Origin of the sequence: Vibrio sp. Vb0304 (assembly GCF_033338995.1) — a bacterium.
Lineage (GTDB): Bacteria > Pseudomonadota > Gammaproteobacteria > Enterobacterales > Vibrionaceae > Vibrio > Vibrio alginolyticus.
This window is the reverse complement of record NZ_JAWOTT010000006.1, coordinates 46,718-66,888: the sequence shown is the minus strand read 5'-3', so window position 1 is coordinate 66,888 and position 20,171 is coordinate 46,718. Positions and strand designations below refer to the sequence as shown.

22 protein-coding genes, 2 tRNA genes and 1 pseudogene are annotated in these 20,171 nt (G+C 43.2%); 8 read left to right on the top strand and 17 right to left on the bottom strand.

What is annotated here, in order from left to right; translation table 11 throughout:
• Positions 1 to 4 precede the first annotated feature (4 nt).
• The 3 genes from oppB to R7P35_RS10540 form a co-directional block, all read right to left on the bottom strand.
• A complete protein-coding gene (gene oppB, locus R7P35_RS10550; RefSeq protein ID WP_318092068.1) occupies positions 5 to 925 on the bottom strand; it encodes an oligopeptide ABC transporter permease OppB in 921 nt (306 codons plus the stop codon).
• A gap of 144 nt (positions 926 to 1,069) precedes the next feature.
• On the bottom strand, positions 1,070 to 2,680 hold the full coding sequence (locus R7P35_RS10545) for a peptide ABC transporter substrate-binding protein (protein WP_025766747.1): 1,611 nt from the start codon (positions 2,678 to 2,680) through the stop codon (positions 1,070 to 1,072).
• 264 nt (positions 2,681 to 2,944) lie between these two features.
• Positions 2,945 to 4,051, bottom strand: coding sequence for a M20/M25/M40 family metallo-hydrolase (locus R7P35_RS10540; RefSeq protein WP_025766746.1), 1,107 nt, complete (start codon positions 4,049 to 4,051; stop codon positions 2,945 to 2,947).
• 538 nt (positions 4,052 to 4,589) lie between these two features.
• On the opposite strand from R7P35_RS10540, the gene hppD reads away from it, so the two are divergent.
• The 8 genes from hppD (at position 4,590) to R7P35_RS10500 (ending at position 10,202) form a co-directional block, all read left to right on the top strand.
• Complete coding sequence (gene hppD, locus R7P35_RS10535) at positions 4,590 to 5,663, top strand: 4-hydroxyphenylpyruvate dioxygenase (protein WP_005377835.1); 1,074 nt, start codon at positions 4,590 to 4,592, stop codon at positions 5,661 to 5,663.
• Positions 5,656 to 6,786 carry a homogentisate 1,2-dioxygenase gene (locus R7P35_RS10530; protein ID WP_186584309.1) on the top strand — a complete coding sequence of 377 codons (1,131 nt, stop codon included), beginning with the start codon at positions 5,656 to 5,658 and terminating at the stop codon, positions 6,784 to 6,786. The genes hppD and R7P35_RS10530 overlap by 8 nt, the downstream gene beginning before the upstream one ends.
• A gap of 9 nt (positions 6,787 to 6,795) precedes the next feature.
• On the top strand, positions 6,796 to 7,833 hold the full coding sequence (locus R7P35_RS10525) for a fumarylacetoacetate hydrolase family protein (RefSeq protein WP_025766743.1): 1,038 nt from the start codon (positions 6,796 to 6,798) through the stop codon (positions 7,831 to 7,833).
• Positions 7,834 to 7,854: 21 nt separating this feature from the next.
• Positions 7,855 to 8,523 (top strand): maleylacetoacetate isomerase, encoded by a 669-nt coding sequence (gene maiA, locus R7P35_RS10520; RefSeq protein ID WP_005377832.1) that lies wholly within the window; start codon positions 7,855 to 7,857, stop codon positions 8,521 to 8,523.
• A 195-nt stretch (positions 8,524 to 8,718) separates the two neighbouring features.
• Positions 8,719 to 9,378, top strand: a complete 660-nt coding sequence (locus tag R7P35_RS10515) for a DUF2726 domain-containing protein (protein WP_005377831.1) — start codon at positions 8,719 to 8,721, stop codon at positions 9,376 to 9,378.
• Between the two features lie 119 nt (positions 9,379 to 9,497).
• Entirely contained in the window at positions 9,498 to 9,836 is a 339-nt protein-coding gene (locus R7P35_RS10510; protein WP_025766742.1) for a hypothetical protein, read from the top strand.
• 179 nt (positions 9,837 to 10,015) lie between these two features.
• Positions 10,016 to 10,092: transfer RNA gene (locus R7P35_RS10505), tRNA-Val, on the top strand.
• Positions 10,093 to 10,125: 33 nt separating this feature from the next.
• Positions 10,126 to 10,202 (top strand) — tRNA-Val (locus tag R7P35_RS10500).
• Between the two features lie 258 nt (positions 10,203 to 10,460).
• Here R7P35_RS10500 and R7P35_RS10495 read toward each other — a convergent pair.
• From R7P35_RS10495 to R7P35_RS10430, 14 genes and pseudogenes are all read right to left on the bottom strand, one after another.
• A complete protein-coding gene (locus R7P35_RS10495) occupies positions 10,461 to 10,691 on the bottom strand; it encodes a hypothetical protein (protein WP_017820907.1) in 231 nt (76 codons plus the stop codon).
• A 129-nt stretch (positions 10,692 to 10,820) separates the two neighbouring features.
• Positions 10,821 to 11,458: pseudogene (locus R7P35_RS10490) on the bottom strand (DJ-1/PfpI family protein).
• Positions 11,459 to 11,619: 161 nt separating this feature from the next.
• Positions 11,620 to 12,018, bottom strand: coding sequence for a VOC family protein (locus R7P35_RS10485; RefSeq protein WP_017820909.1), 399 nt, complete (start codon positions 12,016 to 12,018; stop codon positions 11,620 to 11,622).
• 205 nt (positions 12,019 to 12,223) lie between these two features.
• Complete coding sequence (locus tag R7P35_RS10480) at positions 12,224 to 12,796, bottom strand: hypothetical protein (protein WP_225466652.1); 573 nt, start codon at positions 12,794 to 12,796, stop codon at positions 12,224 to 12,226.
• Between the two features lie 192 nt (positions 12,797 to 12,988).
• Positions 12,989 to 13,438: a nuclear transport factor 2 family protein gene (locus tag R7P35_RS10475; RefSeq protein ID WP_005377826.1), complete on the bottom strand. Its 450-nt coding sequence runs from the start codon at positions 13,436 to 13,438 to the stop codon at positions 12,989 to 12,991.
• Between the two features lie 163 nt (positions 13,439 to 13,601).
• Positions 13,602 to 13,991, bottom strand: coding sequence for a lysozyme inhibitor LprI family protein (locus R7P35_RS10470; protein WP_042522523.1), 390 nt, complete (start codon positions 13,989 to 13,991; stop codon positions 13,602 to 13,604).
• Between the two features lie 404 nt (positions 13,992 to 14,395).
• Positions 14,396 to 14,647, bottom strand: coding sequence for a TIGR03643 family protein (locus tag R7P35_RS10465; RefSeq protein ID WP_005377824.1), 252 nt, complete (start codon positions 14,645 to 14,647; stop codon positions 14,396 to 14,398).
• A 98-nt stretch (positions 14,648 to 14,745) separates the two neighbouring features.
• The gene (locus tag R7P35_RS10460) at positions 14,746 to 15,246 is read right to left on the bottom strand and encodes a GNAT family N-acetyltransferase (RefSeq protein ID WP_137281925.1); all 501 of its coding nucleotides are present in this window, start codon (positions 15,244 to 15,246) and stop codon (positions 14,746 to 14,748) included.
• 150 nt (positions 15,247 to 15,396) lie between these two features.
• Complete coding sequence (locus R7P35_RS10455) at positions 15,397 to 15,777, bottom strand: hypothetical protein (protein WP_047100679.1); 381 nt, start codon at positions 15,775 to 15,777, stop codon at positions 15,397 to 15,399.
• A gap of 153 nt (positions 15,778 to 15,930) precedes the next feature.
• Positions 15,931 to 16,335 carry a DUF1801 domain-containing protein gene (locus R7P35_RS10450; RefSeq protein ID WP_213904709.1) on the bottom strand — a complete coding sequence of 135 codons (405 nt, stop codon included), beginning with the start codon at positions 16,333 to 16,335 and terminating at the stop codon, positions 15,931 to 15,933.
• Positions 16,336 to 16,476: 141 nt separating this feature from the next.
• Positions 16,477 to 16,809, bottom strand: coding sequence for a YnfA family protein (locus R7P35_RS10445; RefSeq protein WP_005377819.1), 333 nt, complete (start codon positions 16,807 to 16,809; stop codon positions 16,477 to 16,479).
• 64 nt (positions 16,810 to 16,873) lie between these two features.
• The gene (locus R7P35_RS10440) at positions 16,874 to 17,341 is read right to left on the bottom strand and encodes an Sbal_3080 family lipoprotein (protein ID WP_005385757.1); all 468 of its coding nucleotides are present in this window, start codon (positions 17,339 to 17,341) and stop codon (positions 16,874 to 16,876) included.
• Positions 17,342 to 17,762: 421 nt separating this feature from the next.
• Positions 17,763 to 18,446, bottom strand: coding sequence for a DUF4336 domain-containing protein (locus tag R7P35_RS10435; RefSeq protein ID WP_213904708.1), 684 nt, complete (start codon positions 18,444 to 18,446; stop codon positions 17,763 to 17,765).
• 249 nt (positions 18,447 to 18,695) lie between these two features.
• Complete coding sequence (locus R7P35_RS10430; RefSeq protein ID WP_213904707.1) at positions 18,696 to 20,171, bottom strand: Na+/H+ antiporter NhaC family protein; 1,476 nt, start codon at positions 20,169 to 20,171, stop codon at positions 18,696 to 18,698.

Below are 20,171 nucleotides of genomic sequence, written 5' to 3'. Positions count from 1 at the left end.
ACTCCTAAACGCGTATACGAGGGTCGATAATCGTATATAGCAAGTCGACCACAAGGTTAAAGAAGATAGTGAGTGAAGCGACAATCAGAGTAATGCCCATTACTAGGCCGTAGTCGCGGTTGAGAGCACCAGACACAAAGTGTTGTCCCATGCCACCTGTACCAAAGAAAATGTCGATAATTACCGAGCCTGTCACGACAGACACAAACGCAGGGCCGAGCATCGCAACGACGGGAATCAGGGATGGTCGCAAAGCGTGATGGAATAAAATGTAGGTTGTGGACAAACCTTTGGCTTTTGCCGTTCGAATGTATGGTTGGTTGAGCGTTTCAATCATTGCGCTACGCATGACGCGTGCAATACTCGCAATGGAGCCAATCGCTAGGCTGAGCACGGGAAGAACAAGAAAAGCCAGCTTTCCTCCTTCCCAACCACCAGCAGGGAACCAGCCGAGCTGAATAGCGAAGATCATGACTAAAACTGGAGCAAGCACGAAAGCCGGAACCACAACTCCAGTCATCGAAAGTGTCATCAGGCCGTAATCTAGGCGGCTATTTCGGTTCAATGCCGCAATGGTGCCAAGCAACATGCCAAGTGGAACGGAAATACAAAAGGAGAGTACGCCTAATACTGCTGAAACTGGCCATGATTGTGCGACGAGCTGTGTAACACTGAAGTCTTGATAAACGAAGCTCGGACCGAGATCTCCTTGTATGAAATTACCAATGTAAATCCAAAACTGAGTAAGGAAGGGCTGGTCCAAATGGAATTTTGCTTCGATATTCGCACGTACCACCTCTGGCATAGGCCGTTCCATATCAAATGGCCCCCCTGGTGCAATGTGCATCAGCCAAAATGATACGAGTGCGATGAATAGAAGCGTGGGGATAGCGATAGCTAATCGCTTAACAATGTACCAAATCATGATCCATCATCCTTTGGTCATCCGAAATCACTTCGAACGGTTATGAATAAAAAATGGTCTGAGCTCAGGTTGCCTTCTCCACCGAGAGATATGAGGAACGGCAAGTAAACATTGAACTTGCCGACTCAGACCGAAAACATGCTTTTAGTGGGCTTTTACATAGACATTCTTGCGGTAGTACGACGACTCAGGGTTTGTCAGTTCGTAGCCGCCCACGTAAGGCTTGATGAGGTATTGATCGTTACCCGGACGATAAATAGGAATAAGGGCCATGTCTTCAATCAGCATGCTTTCTGCTTGTAGATACAGTTCTGATGGGTTGCTCATGGTCTTTGAGCGAGCCATTAACTCGTCGTATTGCGGGTTGTTATATCGAGAATCGTTGTACTCGCCACTAGAAACGAAGATATCCAACCATGTAGAGGCTTCATTGTAGTCGGCCGTCCAGCCGCCGCGAGTAACGTCGGTCGGCTCTTTAAGTGCGTAGAACACTTTCGGTTCTAGCTGTTTTATCGTGACTTGCGCACCCAATCGGCTTTTCCACATGCCTGCCATGGTGGTTGCCATTTTTACGTCCATCGAGAAAGTTGGTACGGTAAACGTTAACTTAAGCGGATTGCTTTTATCGTATCCAGCTTCTGACAGTAATTGCCGCGCTTTTTCGATACGTTTATGGCGGTTCCAAGTTGCGAACTCAGGAGTGTGAGATTTAAAACCATCTGTTTGAGGTGGCACAAGGGTATACATTGGAACCCCACCGTTTCTCAAAATAGCACTCGTTAACAGTTGACGGTCAATGGCATATGAGAGGGCTTTACGAACTCGCACGTCTTTTGTTGGCCCTTGTTGAGTGTTGAGGTAATAGAATGTGGAGCCAAGAGACGCACTGGTGCTTGCCACTTCTTGCGGGCGTTGTTGAATTAACTTTTTCTTCTGAGCGGCAGGAATGGAAACCGCTTGGTCTATCTCACCAGCTAGGTAGCGGTTTAGCACTACGTTTGCATCACCAATTGGTAGCCAGGTGACTTTTTCCAGCACTACATTGCTTGCGTCCCAATAATGTGGATTTTTAACCATCACCAGTTTTTCGTTAACTTTCCATTCAGAGACAGTAAACGCACCATTTGTAACTATATGTTCTGGCTGGGTCCAACGGTTGCCATGTTTTTCAATGGTCGCTTTATGAACGGGGGCAAGCACTGGATGACTTAATAGTTTCGTAAAGAAGGGAATAGGCTCTTCGAGTGTTACCTGGAACGTTTTTTCATCCAGCGCCTTCACGCCCAAAGACTCGGGTGCGGCGTCGCCTTTCATAATGGCTTGCGAGTTTTCGATATTTGGAATGGCCGCAAACCAAGCGTACGGTGAAGCAGTGCTTGGATTCAGTAAGCGTTGCCAGCTGTAGACAAAATCTTGTGCAGTGACCGTTTCGCCATTTGACCATTTTGCATCACGTAAGTGGAAGGTATAAACCGTATTGTTGTCATTGACTGACCAAGACTCAGCAACACCAGGAATGGTTTTACCTTGCTTATCTTGAATGACCAGACCTTCAAACAGGTCTCGACCAAGATTAAAAGCGGGCTCTGCGGCTTGCTTGGCTGGGTCAATAGAAGTAACTTCAGCCCCATTGTTTAGCGTAATTTCTTGTGTCTCATCGAGGGTCACACCTGCGGGATACGGCGCGGCATAGCTTGATGTTGCCAGTATTGGACTCATCATCGACGTTAATAAAAGCAACTTAGGTAATTTCATCCTTGTCTCACTCTTTTCATCCTGAAAGATGCCAAAAATGTATATTGTATAAATTGTCTACACAATCGAGTTTTAACATTACTGTAACAGGGTGTCGGGTGTTGAGCTGTCTGGTCTCAAAAAGTGAGCTAGGGGAATTTCTTTGAAGATCTGATATCAAGTTGGCATGACGGGAAGTAATTTTGCTTCGATACAAATTAAAATCCCCTTCAAGCACAGGCTAGAAGGGGAAGATAGTCAGTCTGCTCTTCAAAAGGCACGACGTTAACTGACTAGGAAATGTTTCACGAACTCAGTGATTTTGACCATATCACTTACCGCGATAAACTCTTCTGTCGTGTGTACTTTTGCCATGCCAGTTGAAAGGTTGACCGTTGTGAGACCTTTCTTGTTAAAGTTGTTGGCATCGCTACCGCCGCCAGTGCCTTTTGTGAAGGCGTCAATGCCCAACTCTGAAAACGCTGCTTTTATAGCGTTTACGTGTGGGTGGTTTTCTTCAATAACAAAAGCGTCGTAGGCTCGGCTAGATTCAATTTCGACTTCTGCACCGTGTTTTTTACAGACAGACTCTAATGTTGAGATCATATGATTGACCTGAGCATCTAGTTTATCGCCATTCAGGGAGCGTGCTTCTGCCACGATTTTTAATTCGGGCATAACAATGTTTGTGGCCTGACCGCCGTTAACCATACCGATGTTGGCTGTCGTTTCTTCGTCGATTCGAAGCAGCTTCATTTGGTTGATGGCATCTGCCGCCACCATGATCGCACTGATGCCTTCTTCTGGCGCAAGCCCTGCGTGTGCTGGTCGACCTTTGATTTTTGCCATGATCTTTTGCTGGCCTGGGGCTGCGGTCACAATGGTGCCAATAGGGCCACCCGTATCTAACACGATTGCTTCCGTTGAAGTGACGTGTGACATATCGAAGTATTGTGAACCGAATAAACCGCCTTCTTCATACACGGTGAAAGCAAGTTCTAACGTTTTGTGCTCACGGTTTTCCGCTTGAATACAACGAACGGCTTCCATGATGGCAGCAATACCAGATTTATCATCGCCACCAAGAATCGTATTGCCTTTTGAACGGATAACGCCGTCTTCGATGAGTGGCTCAATGCCAATACCTGGAGTGACCGTATCCATATGACAGCTCATTAGAATAGAGCCGTCTTTTTTGCCGTCTAAACGGGCGTACACGTTAAAACCGTTAGAAATGTGCTCAGGTACTGGAAGTTTGCGTACGGTAAAGCCTAGCTCGCCTAGCTGTTCTGCCAGTGTTTCTGCAATTTGTTTTTCGTTTTTTGATTCGCTGTCGATACGTACTAGTTGGCAAAAGTGTTCAACTAAGCGTTCTTGATTGATGTGTGTCATTAGATGTCTCTTTTTCTGATCGAGCGTGAAGCCTTGTGGCTCGGCTCGATAGGGAACAGAGCACCACTTATGGCACAGTTACTTTTGAATAAAACTGAGGTGAATCAATAAAGGGGTATCCATGACACGATTCTGACCGATGAGCCTTTCGAACTGTATGAAGCGTCACGAAATATTACTTTTGATGTTTTGCAGGATCAAATGAATAAATCGGATAGAGATAGGGTGCAATAGACTTTCCATCCCCTTTTGCTTTTTGAGCTACGTTGCCAAGATAAAATGCCAAAGTAACAACTTGTTTACATTTTATGTGGTGGCGTAAAGCCGAAAATATCAATCTAATATATTGAAAATAAGCAGTTTGTTTGATGTTTACGAAAGTGGGTTCGACGTGCTCTCTATGTGTAACATATATTTTACAATTATGCGTAAAAATCGCCAAGATAAAGATTTCTCCCCACGTATTCCAATTTCTCAAGACCTGCGCCAAGTTAGAAAAATAAGTCCAAACAAAAGCTACTGAGACAAGGAGAAAGTCATGGTTGATGCATATAACCCACTAGGAACAGACGGATTTGAGTTTGTTGAATATACCGCTGCTGACAACAAAGGCATTCAACAGCTTAAAGATCTGTTTATATCGTTAGGTTTTGCGGAGATTGCAAAGCATCGCTCAAAAGAAGCGTGGTTATATCGACAAGGTGACATTAGCTTTATTGTGAATGCGCAGCCGCATAGCCAAGCTGAGGGATTCGCCAAAGTTCACGGTCCGTCGGTTTGTGGCATGGCATTTCGTGTGAAAGACGCCACCGTTGCTCTGGCGCATGCGTTAGAGAATGGCGGTAAAGAATATAAAACGGAAATTGGGCCGATGGAGCTTAGCATTCCTGCTATTTATGGCATCGGTGAAAGCTTGCTTTATTTTGTCGATCGTTATGGAAAGCAGAGCATTTATGATGTCGATTTTCGTTTTTATGATGATGCTGATGAGCGTTTATCAAAAGCGAATGTTGGTCTTTACGAAATCGACCACTTAACGCACAACGTTAAGCAAGGCAACATGGATGTCTGGTCAGGTTTCTATGAGCGCATTGGTAACTTCCGCGAAATTCGTTATTTCGATATCGAAGGTAAGCTGACTGGTCTTGTCAGCCGTGCGATGACCGCACCTTGCGGCAAAATCCGAATTCCTATCAATGAGTCGTCAGATGATAAATCACAGATTGAAGAGTTTATCCGTGAATACAATGGCGAAGGTATTCAACACATCGCATTGACCACTGACGACATCTACGAAACGGTCAAAACCTTGCGTGAGCGAGGCATGGACTTTATGCCAACACCAGATACTTATTACGAGAAAGTCGATCAGCGTGTTGAAGGCCACGGCGAAGATGTAAGCAAGCTTCGTGATTTGCAGATTCTTATTGATGGTGCGCCAACGAAAGATGGCATCTTGCTACAAATCTTTACTCAAACCGTTATCGGCCCTGTGTTCTTCGAAATCATCCAACGTAAAGGCAATGAAGGCTTTGGCGAGGGTAACTTCAAAGCGTTGTTTGAATCGATAGAAGAAGACCAAATTCGCCGAGGAGTATTGAGCGATGCATAAATGGATCACATTCCCTCATCGGGAGGGAGTGTGCTCTAAACAAGCACATGCTGACTTCCCGGAAGAGGCAATTTATGAACGTGAGGCAGGTCGAAGTGGCTTCTTCGGCCCCGCAACACATTTTCATCATCAACATGCCCCAACGGGGTGGTCTGAGTGGGAGGGCGAGCTACGTCCACGAGCGTTTGATTTTAATCTAGTCGAAAAAGCCAGCCATATTACCCCTTGGGCAGTCCCGCATCTATTACACAACGCGAATTGTAAAGTTCGTGTTTGGCGTATGGATGAAAAAATGGACTTCTTGGTGAGAAATGCAGATGGCGACGAACTGCTATTCATCCACCAAGGTACGGCAGATCTCTACTGTGATTATGGTCATTTGAAAGTGAGCGAAGGGGATTATGTCATGATCCCGCGCTCAACGAGCTGGCGTTTAGAACCAAGCGAGCCGATGTTCATTCTGATGATTGAAAACACCGATGCGGCTTATACATTGCCCGAAAAAGGCATGGTTGGAAACCACGCGGTGTTTGATCCGGCGGTTTTAGAAACGCCGTCGATCAACGATCAGTTCCGTGCTCAATATTCTGAGAATCAAACACAGGTTCAGGTGAAACGCTACGATAAAGTCAGTGTTATCACTTACCCATTCAACCCGCTGGATGCGATTGGGTGGCATGGTGATTTGGCGGTAGTAAAAGTGAACTGGCGTGATATTCGTCCACTTATGTCACATCGTTACCATTTACCGCCTTCTGCACATACTACATTTGTAGGAGCAGGATTTGTGGTGTGTACCTTCGTTCCTCGTCCAATTGAAAGTGATCCTGGAGCGCTCAAAGTACCGTTCTACCACAACAATGACGATTATGACGAAGTCTTGTTCTACCATGCAGGTGATTTTTTCAGCCGTGACAACATTGAAGCAGGCATGGTGACATTCCATCCAGCAGGATTTACGCATGGTCCTCACCCGAAAGCATTCAAAGCAGGGCGAGAGCATAAGAAGACTTTCACCGACGAAGTTGCGGTCATGATTGATACGCGTCACGCACTTCAGTTTTCGGATGAGCTGGAAAAAGTAGAAAACAAAGAATACGTCTATAGCTGGCAAGAGAAGTAAGAGGCAAGGATGAAATTAGCAACCAAGAAAAATGGCACTCGTGACGGTTTGTTGATGGTCGTGAGCAAAGACTTAACGCGCTGCGTACCAGCGACAGAAATTTTCCACCCCATGAACTTAGCACCGACGATGCAGGTGGCACTTGATAACTGGGATACGCTAGCACCGCAACTGGAAGAGCTATACGTTGCACTGAACAATGGCACGGTTGCAGGGTATGAAGAGTTTGAAGCGCACTACTGCGAGTCGCCGCTTCCTCGCGCTTATCAGTGGGCTGATGGCAGTGCTTACGTAAACCACGTTGAGTTGGTTCGAAAAGCTCGCGGCGCTGAAATGCCAGAGAGTTTTTGGACGGATCCGTTGATGTACCAAGGAGGCTCTGATGCCTTTATTGGTCCTTGTGACAACATCGAGTTTGCGAGTGATGAATGGGGTATTGATTTCGAAGGTGAAGTGGCTGTGGTAACAGGTGACGTACCAATGGGCGCGAGTGTTGCAGAGGCTCAGGAGTCGATTCGTTTGATCATGCTGGTGAATGATGTCTCACTGCGTGGGCTAATTCCCGCAGAATTAGCTAAAGGGTTTGGTTTTTTCCAATCTAAACCTTCTTCTGCGTTTTCTCCTGTGGCAGTAACACCAGACGAACTAGGCGATGCGTGGTACGAAAACAAAGTGCATTTACCATTGGTCTCGACCTACAACCACAAGCCGTTTGGTCGCCCGAATGCAGGTATCGATATGACGTTTGATTTCGCAGACTTAATTGTTCACGCGACTAAAACGCGCCCGCTATCTGCTGGGGCGATTATAGGCTCAGGTACGGTATCCAACAAGCAGGGAACGGAACATGGCACTTCTATTGAAGAAGGTGGCGTTGGCTATTCATGTATCGCGGAAGTTCGCATGATTGAAACCATTCGTGATGGTAAGCCGTCGACTAACTTCATGTCGTTTGGAGATTCAATTAGATTGGAAATGTTCGATGCGGATGGCAACAACATATTCGGCTCGATTGACCAACAAGTTAGCCAATATCTCAAGCACTAACAATGCTGGTTGGGAGACGATATGAGCGATAGCATGATTTTATACGGATACTGGCGATCATCGGCGGCGTATCGTGTGCGTATTTGCTTGAATCTTAAAGAGTTATCGTATGATTCAAAATCGGTACACTTGGTGCGCAATGGTGGCGAACAACACAGTGACGAGTACCATGAGTTAAACGCTTCTGAACTGGTTCCTTTGCTGGTGGATGGGGAGGTTCAGTTAACCCAGTCACTGGCGATCATTCAATACTTAGAAGAACACTACCCGGATGTCACTGTGATCCCCGAGCAAACGCCGCTTCGATACCAAGCGCTAGCTTTGGCTCAGGATATTGCAATGGAGATTCATCCCCTGAATAACTTAAGAGTTCTACAGTATTTAGAGGGGGAGCTAGCTTGCGAACCAGAGCGCAAAGTCGCTTGGATTCATCACTGGATCCACAAAGGTTTTACAGCATTAGAAGAGAAACTTCAGAAGCATCGTAAACTAAATGGTGATTGCAAGTTTAGCCTGACAAGCTCGCCATCTATTGTCGATATTTGTCTGGTACCACAATTTTATAACGCACAACGCTTTGGTGTAGATACTTCTCTTTATCCAACCATTAACGCTGTTGTGCAGTCATGCAATCAACTGCCAGCTTTTATTGATGCGATGCCAGAGAATCAGCCAGACGCTAATAGTTGATTCTTAGCATACATAATGTATTAACAAAATTTAAACGAGCCAATCCAAGTGTGTGATTGGCTCGTTTTTATTGGTGAGCAAAATTTTCTGTTTCTCGCTATCGTCGTGGCGCCTCAAAATTGCGAGGTTTTGTTGCTCTGCATAACATTTCCATTTACGCTTTGAGCAACGAGTTGTTTTGGATGCACTTTATTTATGACCAACATTTTTATCATTGTTGTTCTTCTGGTTTTATTCTTCTTTGTTATTCAAAAGTACGTGATTAAGCACGATGACACGCGTGATTATCCTTATCGCTCGAAAGGCCCTCTGCTCAGAGGTCAAGAGGGTGCGTTCTATAATGCGTTAAGAGCGGCGGTAGGGGAGCATGCCGTAGTATTCGCGAAAGTAAACATGTCCAGTTTGGTTACGCCAAAAGAAATCAAAAATAAGAAGCAGTTTTTTGTCGCGAACAATCGTATATCTCGAAGCTATTTTGATTACGTTATTTGTGACCCAAGGACACTAGAGCCGCGCGTTATCGTTGAATTGGATAATGGGCAGGAGCTAAACAAGGGTAAGATAGAAAGACAAAAGTTATTGATTCATGTTTGTAAGACGGCCAACCTGCCTTTAATTGGCGCCTCGATAAAGCACAGTTATCAAGTTGGGCGATTACGTCGTTTGCTTGCGGCACACATTGATTTGATTGAGCCCGATAAAGAAGTGCGTTTTTGTAAAAAATGCGGCAGTCCGATGATCATTAAAACCGCAAGCCAAGGTGAGTTCAAAGGGAGACGTTTCTTTACTTGTAGCCGTCAGCCGAATTGTACATACACCGAAAATTATAACGTTGTGTTTGAGGCGGACGACTAAACACGACAATTAACCAGCAGAAACAAGGGGCTTTGATTAGAGATGATCAAAGCCTTTTTTGTATCAGTCATCAAGGCAGGGCCTATACTTTGAAAAAGAGGGCAGAATAGGGCAGCCATATGCGATACGGATGGATTTTATCGGCGTTGTTCATCACATCGAATGTTAGTGCGATACCTAATTTGAAACCACTGGAGTGTGAATTGACAGAGACACCCCAAGATCATTTCTTGTTTTACCGAGAGCAAATGGTTTACCACAGTGAGCAGTTTGTCATATTTCAAAACTTCAAAGGCAGGGTGAGCACTCAAGTAGACGTCAAAACAGGAGAGTTGATCCGTACAACCTATATCGGCGAACCATTTAAACCTAAATATCAGATTTTGTTCGGCACTTGCCCTAAGGTATCGCAAATCTTACAGATTTGGATGCTCAGTGAAGTGCCTTACGACAATTAAGTGAGATAATAAAAGTTATATAGATCACACTTTTAAACCCTGCAGGCTCAGTCCTTGTCGATAAAATCATCTGAAAACGCGTGTTGAGTTTACATTTTCGCCAAACGGTTCAAAGTTGGTAAATTTGTGCTTGCACCGTCGTTCGCTTATAGCTAATATCCTCGTCGTTCCAGAGAAATGCGTCCGTAGCTCAGCTGGTTAGAGTATCGCCTTGACATGGCGGGGGTCGGTGGTTCGAGTCCACTCGGACGCACCATTCTGAATTGAATGGTTAGGAACATAAAAATTTGGGTCCGTAGCTCAGTTGGTTAGAGTACTACCTTGACATGGTAGGGGTCGGCGATTCGAGTTCGCCCGGACCCACCAAATTTTAAAAAAGCCCACCTTTTGGTGGGCTTTTTTGTGTCTGTAATTCATTGATATTCAAGTAAAACTACTTCTTTTCTTGTCCCTTGTTTTTGCTCTGCGTTAGCCCCTTGTTAAAGATAAAAGCGCACTACCTGATCCGCAACACAACCTCAAAACCCTAAATGCAATGCATAAGGTGCATACACTTCAAACCCACTAGAGCCGTCTATAAATTATGTTGCGTGCCACTTGCTGTGGCTTTAGAGACACTGACTACTAATCTAAATTATCTGGCGTGTGAAGATTGGTGCCGCATATTGTACATTTGTAGTCACCAGTCGCTTCGCCTTCCATTAATGAGCTAATTATTGCTGCAAATAGACCAGAGAAGAAACCTTTAGCTTTTTTCTCGGTCTTTTCCTGCGCTTTAGAGAAGCTTTCGTACCGATGTAGCGTTACTTCTTTACAATTACAGCAAAACGCTCTTGTCTCTTCAGAACCGTACATTTTTACCAATTGATTTACTCCCTGTAAGTTAATTTCCCCAAGTGGCGTTATGTTCAAGGGTAAGTCACACAAGACTGATGTGTGACTTACCCTAAACACTAAAACTAACGTAATGTAAAACACCACATGTTATGAATGATTATTTAACGCCTTGTTATCCGAGCTTGCTAACTCTGCTGATTGAATAGTTGTGGTAATAAGCTCTTCAAATAGATCTAATTGCCCAGCAGGTATCAATTGATTTTGTATAGCTTTTCGTTTGTTTGAGTCAAATAGCCGCTCTGTTAACCAACCAATTAGATACATCAGTGAAAGACAGCCACCAGCCGTCGCTACATTACCGTCTATCACGAGAGGCAGATCCTGAACATCTCCTCCCATACTTTGTAGAACATCCTTTGCATCTGGTTTGTTGTTAATCGCTTGCCTTTTAGTAAACCTAGTTCATGGAGGATGAATGATCCCGCACAAATCGAACCTATTAGCTGCCTATTTGGATCAAGATTCAACGCTGACATAAATTCAGCATCTTTTAAAGCGGCTGGAATACCCCGTTTGCCGCTTGTAATAAGAACGACATCTTGATTCGTCACCTCAGAAAGGTGTCCGTCTGTTTTAACTTTCATACCGAGGTGGGAATGATGTTCAGATTTAGTTCCAAGTATACTTACTGTCCAACTGTCGGTTGTGCGCCCCAGCAAGTCATACATAAGAAAGAAATCGATATCCGTGAAATCATCAAATAAAACAACGCCGATTTTATACATAACATTTATCCTTTTGGACTTACTCGTAAGTCGCAAAATGTGTAGTAGGAGGGGGTATTCGATACACAAGCTTCTGCTAAGCACCTTAAACACCAAACGCGGTGCAAACTAACAATGCCATGTGTGCCAAATCCCTATTATAAAACTTTGTTATGTTTGTTTTACGAGCCCGCCCAGAAAAACTCAACCCTAATACCACTTGGGTCGTAACACATTAAATGTTTTGCGGGTCCTGTCTTAACAAGCTCGGGACCAAACTCAATTTCGATTCCCGACGCCATAAATTGATCACGCAACTCATCGAGTTGCTTCTCAGTCTCTACGAGTAAAGCTAAGTGATGCAAACCAATATTCGTTTTTCTGTCAAATGGAGTGGCGGCATCAGCCTTAGCCGCCCATAGTGTAAGCATGATATGCCCATCACTCACAAATATTGCCGGGTAGTCTGGGTTTCTTTTTACTTCACTCCAACCTAATTGTTCAGTGAAAAACTTCGCGCTTGCTTCTAGGTTAGATACGGTTAAACCTACGTGGTGTATGCCTTTTGTTAACACAGTCACTTTGTTTCCTTACTCGTTTTAATGGCTATCAAACAAAGATAACTCGATAAAAAGTAAGCATCAATACACATATATTGATTAACTTCGTCAATCTATTCGAATACGGTAATCCAACTGGAAACATTACATTGTAAACAAGAAACCCAATCTTGAACTAAAAATTAAACTTAGAGTTCATTCTTAAGTCCTGTATTAATCAAATACATTAATAGCCATAATATTTAAGCCAGCCTATAGGGCATATCATTCCATTAAAGGTTTGAATGTTCTTATTCAAGCTAACGTCTTCCAATTTGTAACAGTGAACAACATTACTAGTCGAAGTAGATGCTGGTGTTGAATACGTCACAGGTTTAGAAGCGTTTGCTTTATGTATTTCATGTGCTCGCTGTTGGTCTATCGCCACTTGATTCTTATGATTGTTAACTTCTCGCAATCCAGATTCTAGGGGTAGGTGCCAATCCTTACATGTTGTTCCTAAACCATCATTCTGAGACTGATATTCTGATAACGCTACACGAGCTTCATTTACCGACTGATCGATATCGGACTGATCGACTAGCCAAGTAGAAAAAGAATAGTTAATGGCCTCTCGATAGTTTACCGATTGCTCTAAGCTATAAGCATCGGAATGAAAACAGGCCTCTACCACTGCCCATTGAGTCGATAGGTTTGATAATACGTTTTCAGGTATAGGCTGTAGCTGGCTTTGCGTAGACTGGCAACCGGCTAGAAGAAAAGGGACAGGGAGTAGTTTTAGAAAAAATTTTTGGTTCATTTTAATCTTAAAATTAATGCAATCTTTTTCATTATCATAATACAGGACGATTGAAGAAAGTAGCATTTCTATCAGTAAGGGAATGTGGCTAACGCACTGATAAGGTGTGAGTAAAGCGATATCAAAGCCCTCAACACACCTTAACTACGAATACTACCGCATAACAAAGATGCTATGCGGTAACGGTGGTATTCAGGCTTGAACAGTTTGTCGCACGTTGCTCTCGCCTGACAGCACGGAAATTCTCTCAAAATCTCGACTCGGGAAGTCAGGGTCTACGTACACAAACATACGACTTATCATTTTTCCTTCAAACTCAAATACACTACAAAAACGCCCTGTGGAAACTTTGTTGTCCGGCCAAGAGGTACCATCACTCATTACGCCGCCTTCCTGTCCTTCAACAATGACCTTGTTTCCAGCAGTCGTTATTTGAAAGCCGTCTATGTCGTGCCAGATACTAATCAACGAGCTACCAATCCTATTGCCAAACTCCACTAAGGCACTCTTTCCTTTCGCTTGCCCAAATTTAGGAAAGAAAAAATCAACATCCTCTGAGAATAGATCCAGATAGCTAGGATCACCGGCATCTATTTTCTCGAAATACTTAACTACTAGCCCAACTAAATCGTCTTTTTCCATAATTATTTCACACCCATATTAGCTTTACGCACAACGCAGGGTTAAGTAGTAAGCGGAGCGACCACTCAACCTGAACGTTTGCATCTTAAACACTGAGTACATTTAAACTGAAATTGCCAAGAGTTGCGAATCTTATTGAAGTGCTTTGTTAGATGTAATCCGTTTAGCCTACGTATACTCCATTGAAGTACTCGACGCGTTCTAACGTCATTCTTAACTTACACTCTTCAATCTGGACACCTTGCCAGGGTGAGGGTGTGGAAGACAGGCCCGTAAATTCACATTCGGCGTCTCTGTATTTTAGCCAAGCTCTTTGGGCCTTTCGAAATGGCTCTACCAGTTCGGTCTGAGACCATGTTTTCCTTAGTGCTTTTTCTTCCTCACCTATTCTAGCGATTGCTTCCTTGTAACTTTCGTTAAGCTCTTTATCTGCAGACTCCATCTTCTTTTCTACACACTGATAACCAGCCATAACGCCACCGCCTTTTACTTTGCAGGGATCTTCAACATCAGCAGAAGCCAAGCAAGGTAAAGAAACCAACGCAAATATCATAAGTAATTTGTTCAAAATTGCCTCCAAGCTCCGAGTGCTTGTTAAACCGTTATCAGCTATTTTTCCTTTTTAATCATGCAGCTTTTTGTCTGTGCCTTCAAAGATAAAATAGAAGGTTAGTGATTCTAGTGCCTAAATAGAAGGTAAAAGAGATTGATACACGGGTTAAATGACGCCTTAATCTGAGTTACTTTTAGTGGGCGTTTTGTATCAATCTTTTCTGTGGAATCATTAGTTTGATGGCGTCTGAGGATGTTAATATGACTCCCATTGAATTTATTATCGCCCTGAAACACCTAGGTTGAATTAAGTGGTGACTATTCCCCTCCAATCATGAAGTTGGTTCAAAGGTAGGGCGATAAATGTTGCGATTCGTAATAAAAATTTATGCCAAGTGCAGTTCGCTATCGCGGCTTATATTGAGTCGGGCAATAACCTCTAATGATGTCTGAGTTTCGTAGCTTGTTGTGTTTTGTATTGCGCCCCGAAACCCTTTTACGCCACAATTTAAAGCTACTTGATTTGAGCCGGCTACGCATAAACTGAATCACGTCGGATTCATTCAAACCAAATTGAAATTCGATAGCCTCAAATGGGGTGCGGTCTTCCCATGCCATTTCTATTATTCTTGACTCAGTTTCCGAGGTCAGTTTCATTTCAAATAACCTATTTAAGAAAAGACATTGTTACGACGGAAATTGAGTCTTGGTTCAAATGTTCTTATATGCGTGCTTAGTGTTTAGCGACTTAACACCTACAAAAACTTCTCAATGAGGACTTCGTCTACGTATTTCCCACGAACTTTTGCATGCTTCTTCGCGGTCCCTACGATTTCGAAGCCTTGTTTGAGATAGGCTGATAACGCTCGGTCATTATCGCTGCGGACGTACGCAAATAGTTTTTCGTAACCCTTTTGTTTGGCTACTTCGAATGTCGATTTGAAAAGCTGTTTAGACACACCTTGGCCACGAGCACCGTCACTAACAAACGTACCAATTATGCCAACATGGTCAAAAGCTTTTGTATATTGTGCAAAGGGCTCGATATTTTGGAAACCAATGACTTGTGAGCTATTTTCGGATAAAGCGACTGTAAACACGCCCCGTTCTGGGAAATGAGTAATGAACTCTTTTTCTTCTTCAGGTGTGAAAGGCGTATCTAATACAGTGTATAAACCTTCAATAATGATGGGATTGAGGACGTTTGTAATGCCTTCAGCATCACCTAAAGTTACCTGACGTACAATTAAATTCATGCCACTTAGCTCCTATTAAAATTAGGGCTGTTTTGTACATGAGTTGGAGACTTGCGGCAACAAGTAACGTCATTAAGTCGTAAAGAATATACCTATTACACTTAAGCGGCGGTTAATAGTGCTGATTGTTACTTTAGTATTTCTGATATATCACTTTTTAAGTGACGGCTTAACTTCTACAGAATATTTCCACATCACGACCCCGTTTTCTACAAGATCATAACTCGCGCTTTGACCCTCGGAGTTGAGTACAAATACCGGCATTTCCATCCTTGACGTAGCGCCATCTCGGTTGCATGACATGGTAGCTTCAAGCTGTATGCTATTTTTGCTCGGTTCTGAAAGGGTTCCTAAGTACGCGCAGCCGTCGACAAAACTGGTTTTGCTTTTTCCTTTAGAGGATATTTCAAAAGTCGGAAAAATGAATGTTGATTGAGGCTCTGTTACTACCACATTGACTTGATAGTTCGTCGCTGAAAAAGCATTGAAATGAGCTCCAAGCATAAGTAAGAACAAGATTTTTGATTTCATAAACTCTTCTTTATTTCGATATTACTAGTTTGGTTACGGCGCTATTAACGTGACCACTTAATCTAAAACTTTACTGCGTAAGCATTAAAAAGGATACAAAGGTAGAGTAGTTGAATATGGTTAATCGGCCGTAAATAGTTTTATTAAGCGATCTTACATACCTAAAAGAGGTAAGTTCTTTCGCTTTTGATAGGTTAATGCTAATTCTAAACAGCTCTTGATTGAAGCTTCTGGCAAAGGAGCGGATAAAGATAGAATTATTGCTCGATTACCCTGAAACTCAAGTGAGTCACTATACAGTTCGCGGAATGTGTCGACGAGCTTAGTTTGGTAATTAAAGAACAGATAATAACGACTAGGCGTTTTCTGTTTCCAATCCATCCTTACCGGGCTACCTGTTTTCACACTGTAGCTTGGCTCTCCCCATTTTAGAGATTCTTCAACTTCCCCCAGTTTTAATTCAGAAGCGATAGTTAAGACGATATTTCGTAGCTCTTCTATCCGAATACGCACATGTTTTGGATACTCATCAAATCTTGCCTTCACTGCATGGTTCATTGGTATCTCCTATAAATAGCGCTGTTTTGGGGTGAAGCCCAAGCATACTTTGGCTATGTAGCAATTACGTCATAATGTTATTAATCAATAAATCTAGCACATAGCCAAAATACTAAGCGTAAGGGTTTCCCTCGGTTACGTTTAGGATGCTCTGGGTGAAAACATGATGATTGACATGCCAAGCATAGCGACAGAAACCCCCACTATGTCCCAGAGCGTTGGTCGAACGCCGTCGATACACCACAACCATAGAATTGCGACAAAAATATAGACACCACCGTAAGCGGCATAAACTCTGCCAGTTGCGGTAGGATGTAAAGATAGAAGCCAAGCAAACATAGCAAGGCATAGCGCTGCTGGTACCAAAAGCCAAACTGACTTATCTTCCTTTAACCAGAGATAAGGTAAGTAGCAGCCTAATATTTCTGCAATGGCGGTTATAAAGAAAAGCCCAATGGTTTTGACTTCAGTCACTTAAACATTCCTATCTTTTTCTACAAATATATGAGGCTGGTTAAATGGGCAATTGCTCGGCTCATTACATTTCGCCCAGCTTAATCTTGGATTGAGCCTCACTCACGGTTTGTTTACCGAATAACAAATCCATCATCGAAATGATTCGTTTGTTGTCTTTACCCCATTTATCTGGATTCGCGCTGTTTGGTGCTTTAAATTCAACTTGTCCTACTTTTTCGTTATTTTTGTAGGCTTTGATCTGAGCATCAGCGATAAATGTTCTAAAATCCCAGCTCCAGCGTGATACGTAAGTAAGTGTCAGCTCAGAGCTAACAGGAGGAGTGCCATCGCTTACGACTGTGCATTTGTGGGCGGTATCCAAACACCAGTCTTGCATCGAATCTAAGAAAACATCTCGCGTGGCGTTGTCTTTTACGATGGTGATTTCCTTGCTCTGATTTTCTTTCGAGATTGTTTCTACCGTATACTTTGGTGCCGCACATGCAGCTAATAGAATAGGCAAGCTTAGAATGATGAGTTTTTTGTGCATCTTATGTCTCTTTTTTTTTAAATTTATATATTCAAACAACTTCAAGATACTGAGTTCAACGAGAATAACTAACAAGCATGGCAACTGTTATTAACAAAACCTTTAGAGTAGAAGGGTTTGTTTCGGGAGTATGCCAATGTCTCGATGCAAAATAATTAGTAAGAGATTGCTATTGCGTTATGTTAACTCTTGAACTTATGTCCGTATCAATGTCCAGAATTCTTCGCATTGAAGTTTTTGAAGTGCAATTCTAACGGAATTTTAAATTGCTGCATAATGCTCAATTAAGAGGAACAGGGGATCTTATCGTTAAACATAACGTGTAGTTCTGTAAATTCCCCCCCCTAAGACTAAGCTAAAAGGGCCTAATGTTTTAAAATAGCTTCTTGTCTATTCTGTTGTGTGAGTTTTCAATGCTGTCTCATACTAGCCACTTAAAAGAGCGCTGTAAGAACTTGTCTGCATTATCAAGGACGATTTCACCGTGAGCCATAACCAATATATTAGGTTTCCAAGACAGCAATTTATTTAAGTGTTTTCGAGCCTCTTGTTTGCTAAACATAAAACTTAGGCGCCAATCCAAAGGCATTTTTCCATTCGGAGCAAGAATACCGGCCCCTTTAGCCACAAACCTCTGCCAGTAGTTAAAGTTCTGGCCAGAAAAATTCTCGACGAGGTCAGTAACAATTAAGGTCTTTGAAAGTCGATGATAAAACACACACTCTTCCATTAATGGAGAGCCAGAAAATAGTTCTTGTTCAATCTCAGAGTTCCAAGCATTACCGCCTTGGTTAAGTGAAGCGTGAAAGTGTATATCACGGCACTTCTTAATGACTTCATTTGTGCCATAAACTTCTGCGCTAGGATAGGCAAATACCCATTCAGATAAGAACAAGTGGTGTAAATGATTAGGAGCGATTAAGTATTTCACTTGGCCTAGATTGTTGATTTGCTCTCTAATCGAATTTGATAACTTAATTGGACTATGAACCCAAAGGCCACCATCAGAAAGCCTAACAATAGTCATACGAGTGGTGTATGGGAGTCCTAAGAATTGGACGGGATCTCCGTCAAATATCCATATCTCTTGGGCTAACTTTTTCATGTCTCTCCAACCGTTAACACTGTATTAAGGCGGCATTTAAGTTACTCAAAAGCTGCCTTGCTGCACAATAAACGCTTCGCTAAGCGTAAACCAAAAATATTAGGTTTACCAAACCCTTATTGAGTGCAGCTGTACATCTTTGAGTATTTTTATACTGAACGCGCGTAAAGTCGTTTTAAGAGGATCATTTGACTTGATAGAACAAAACCCCGCTATTTTTGAGCAGGGCTTTGCAATTAGATAAAGGGGCTAACCGATGATGAAGAAGAAAATCGCGGTTGCAACAATACCAATCAACGCATAAGGAAACTGTGTGGTTGCGTGTTGCATTGCTGTACAGCCTGAACCTTGTGCAGATAACACGGTTGAGTCACTAAAGAAACAAGAGTGGCTCCCTGCCGCTGATGCTGAAAGCAGCGCTGCAACGGTTAAGTGTAGAGGCACACCAAGCTGTTCGCCCAAAGGTAGAACAATTGGCATCGCTACTGCAAACGTTCCCCAAGACGATGCCGTTGCAAATACCAACGCGCCCGTAATCATAAAGATAATCGCCGGGAAGTAAGACGCTGACAGGTAAGGGCTGACGGTCTCAATGACATACTGCGTGACGCCCAATGAGTCGTTGACCGATTTCAACATGAAACCACCAATAACGGTCGCAAGCGGCAGTAGCATAACCTTAATGCCATCATAAACAGCTTCGAACATGTCGTTCATCGAGATCAGTTTTTGTGCGCCGTAAAAGCTAATAGTAAAGATTAACGCGACGAAAACACCAGCAAGTAGATCGATACCAAAATACCAACTTGCGGCAACAAGTACGATCATTGGTAACAAGAAGTTGACAAGGCCCATGGTTGGGTTGGTATGTGCAGATACATCGGGACCAAAGTCGACATCTGTTGCACCGTCTGGACGAACTTGACCATTCTTCGCACGCTTTTCTGCCTTTTTCATCGCACCTAGATCTGGGATCTTTTCCATTGCAACCAGCAAAACAATCACCAGCGTTACCCAGCCGTAAGCCATGTATGGAATAGCTTCAATGTATGCTTTGATACCATCTCCCGCTCCTGCTACTCCGTTTGCTTCTAGCAACGAACTGAAGAAAATTGCCCAAGTGGAAATTGGTACGAGGATACAGATAGGTGCGGCGGTTGAATCCACAAGATATGAGAGTTTTTCACGCGAGATTTGGTAGCCGTCCGTAACTTTTTTCATTGAGGAAGAAATTGCAATCGCATTCAAATAATCGTCGATAAAGATCAGAATACCTAAAGCAAAGGTCATCAGCATCGATTGCTTACGGCTTTTTACTTTCGTGACTAGCATGTCGGAGAAGCTCAAGATACTGCCGCCTTTCTCCAAAATAGCAATTAGGCCGCCCATCAAACCACAAACGAGGATGATCCAAGCAATAGTTTCATCCATCATTACACTCATGGAAATATCAACAATCTGTTCTACCGCTTCAGTTGGGTTAAGCAGAAGAACACCGGCAATAGCGCCGCTAAAGAGGGCTTCCACAGTTCGGTGTGTTGTCAGCGCAAAGACCAATACCAACGCCGTTGGTAAAAGACTCATCCATCCGTAGGCTTCGCCTTCCTCATGGTTCAAACCGATTGTGGTAAAAAAGACAAACGTCGCAACCGAGATTAAAGAAATAATAATGTGTTGAGAGTTGATTTTAAGAGGCGCATCCAGCGCCTTGGTCTGCGTAGTCAT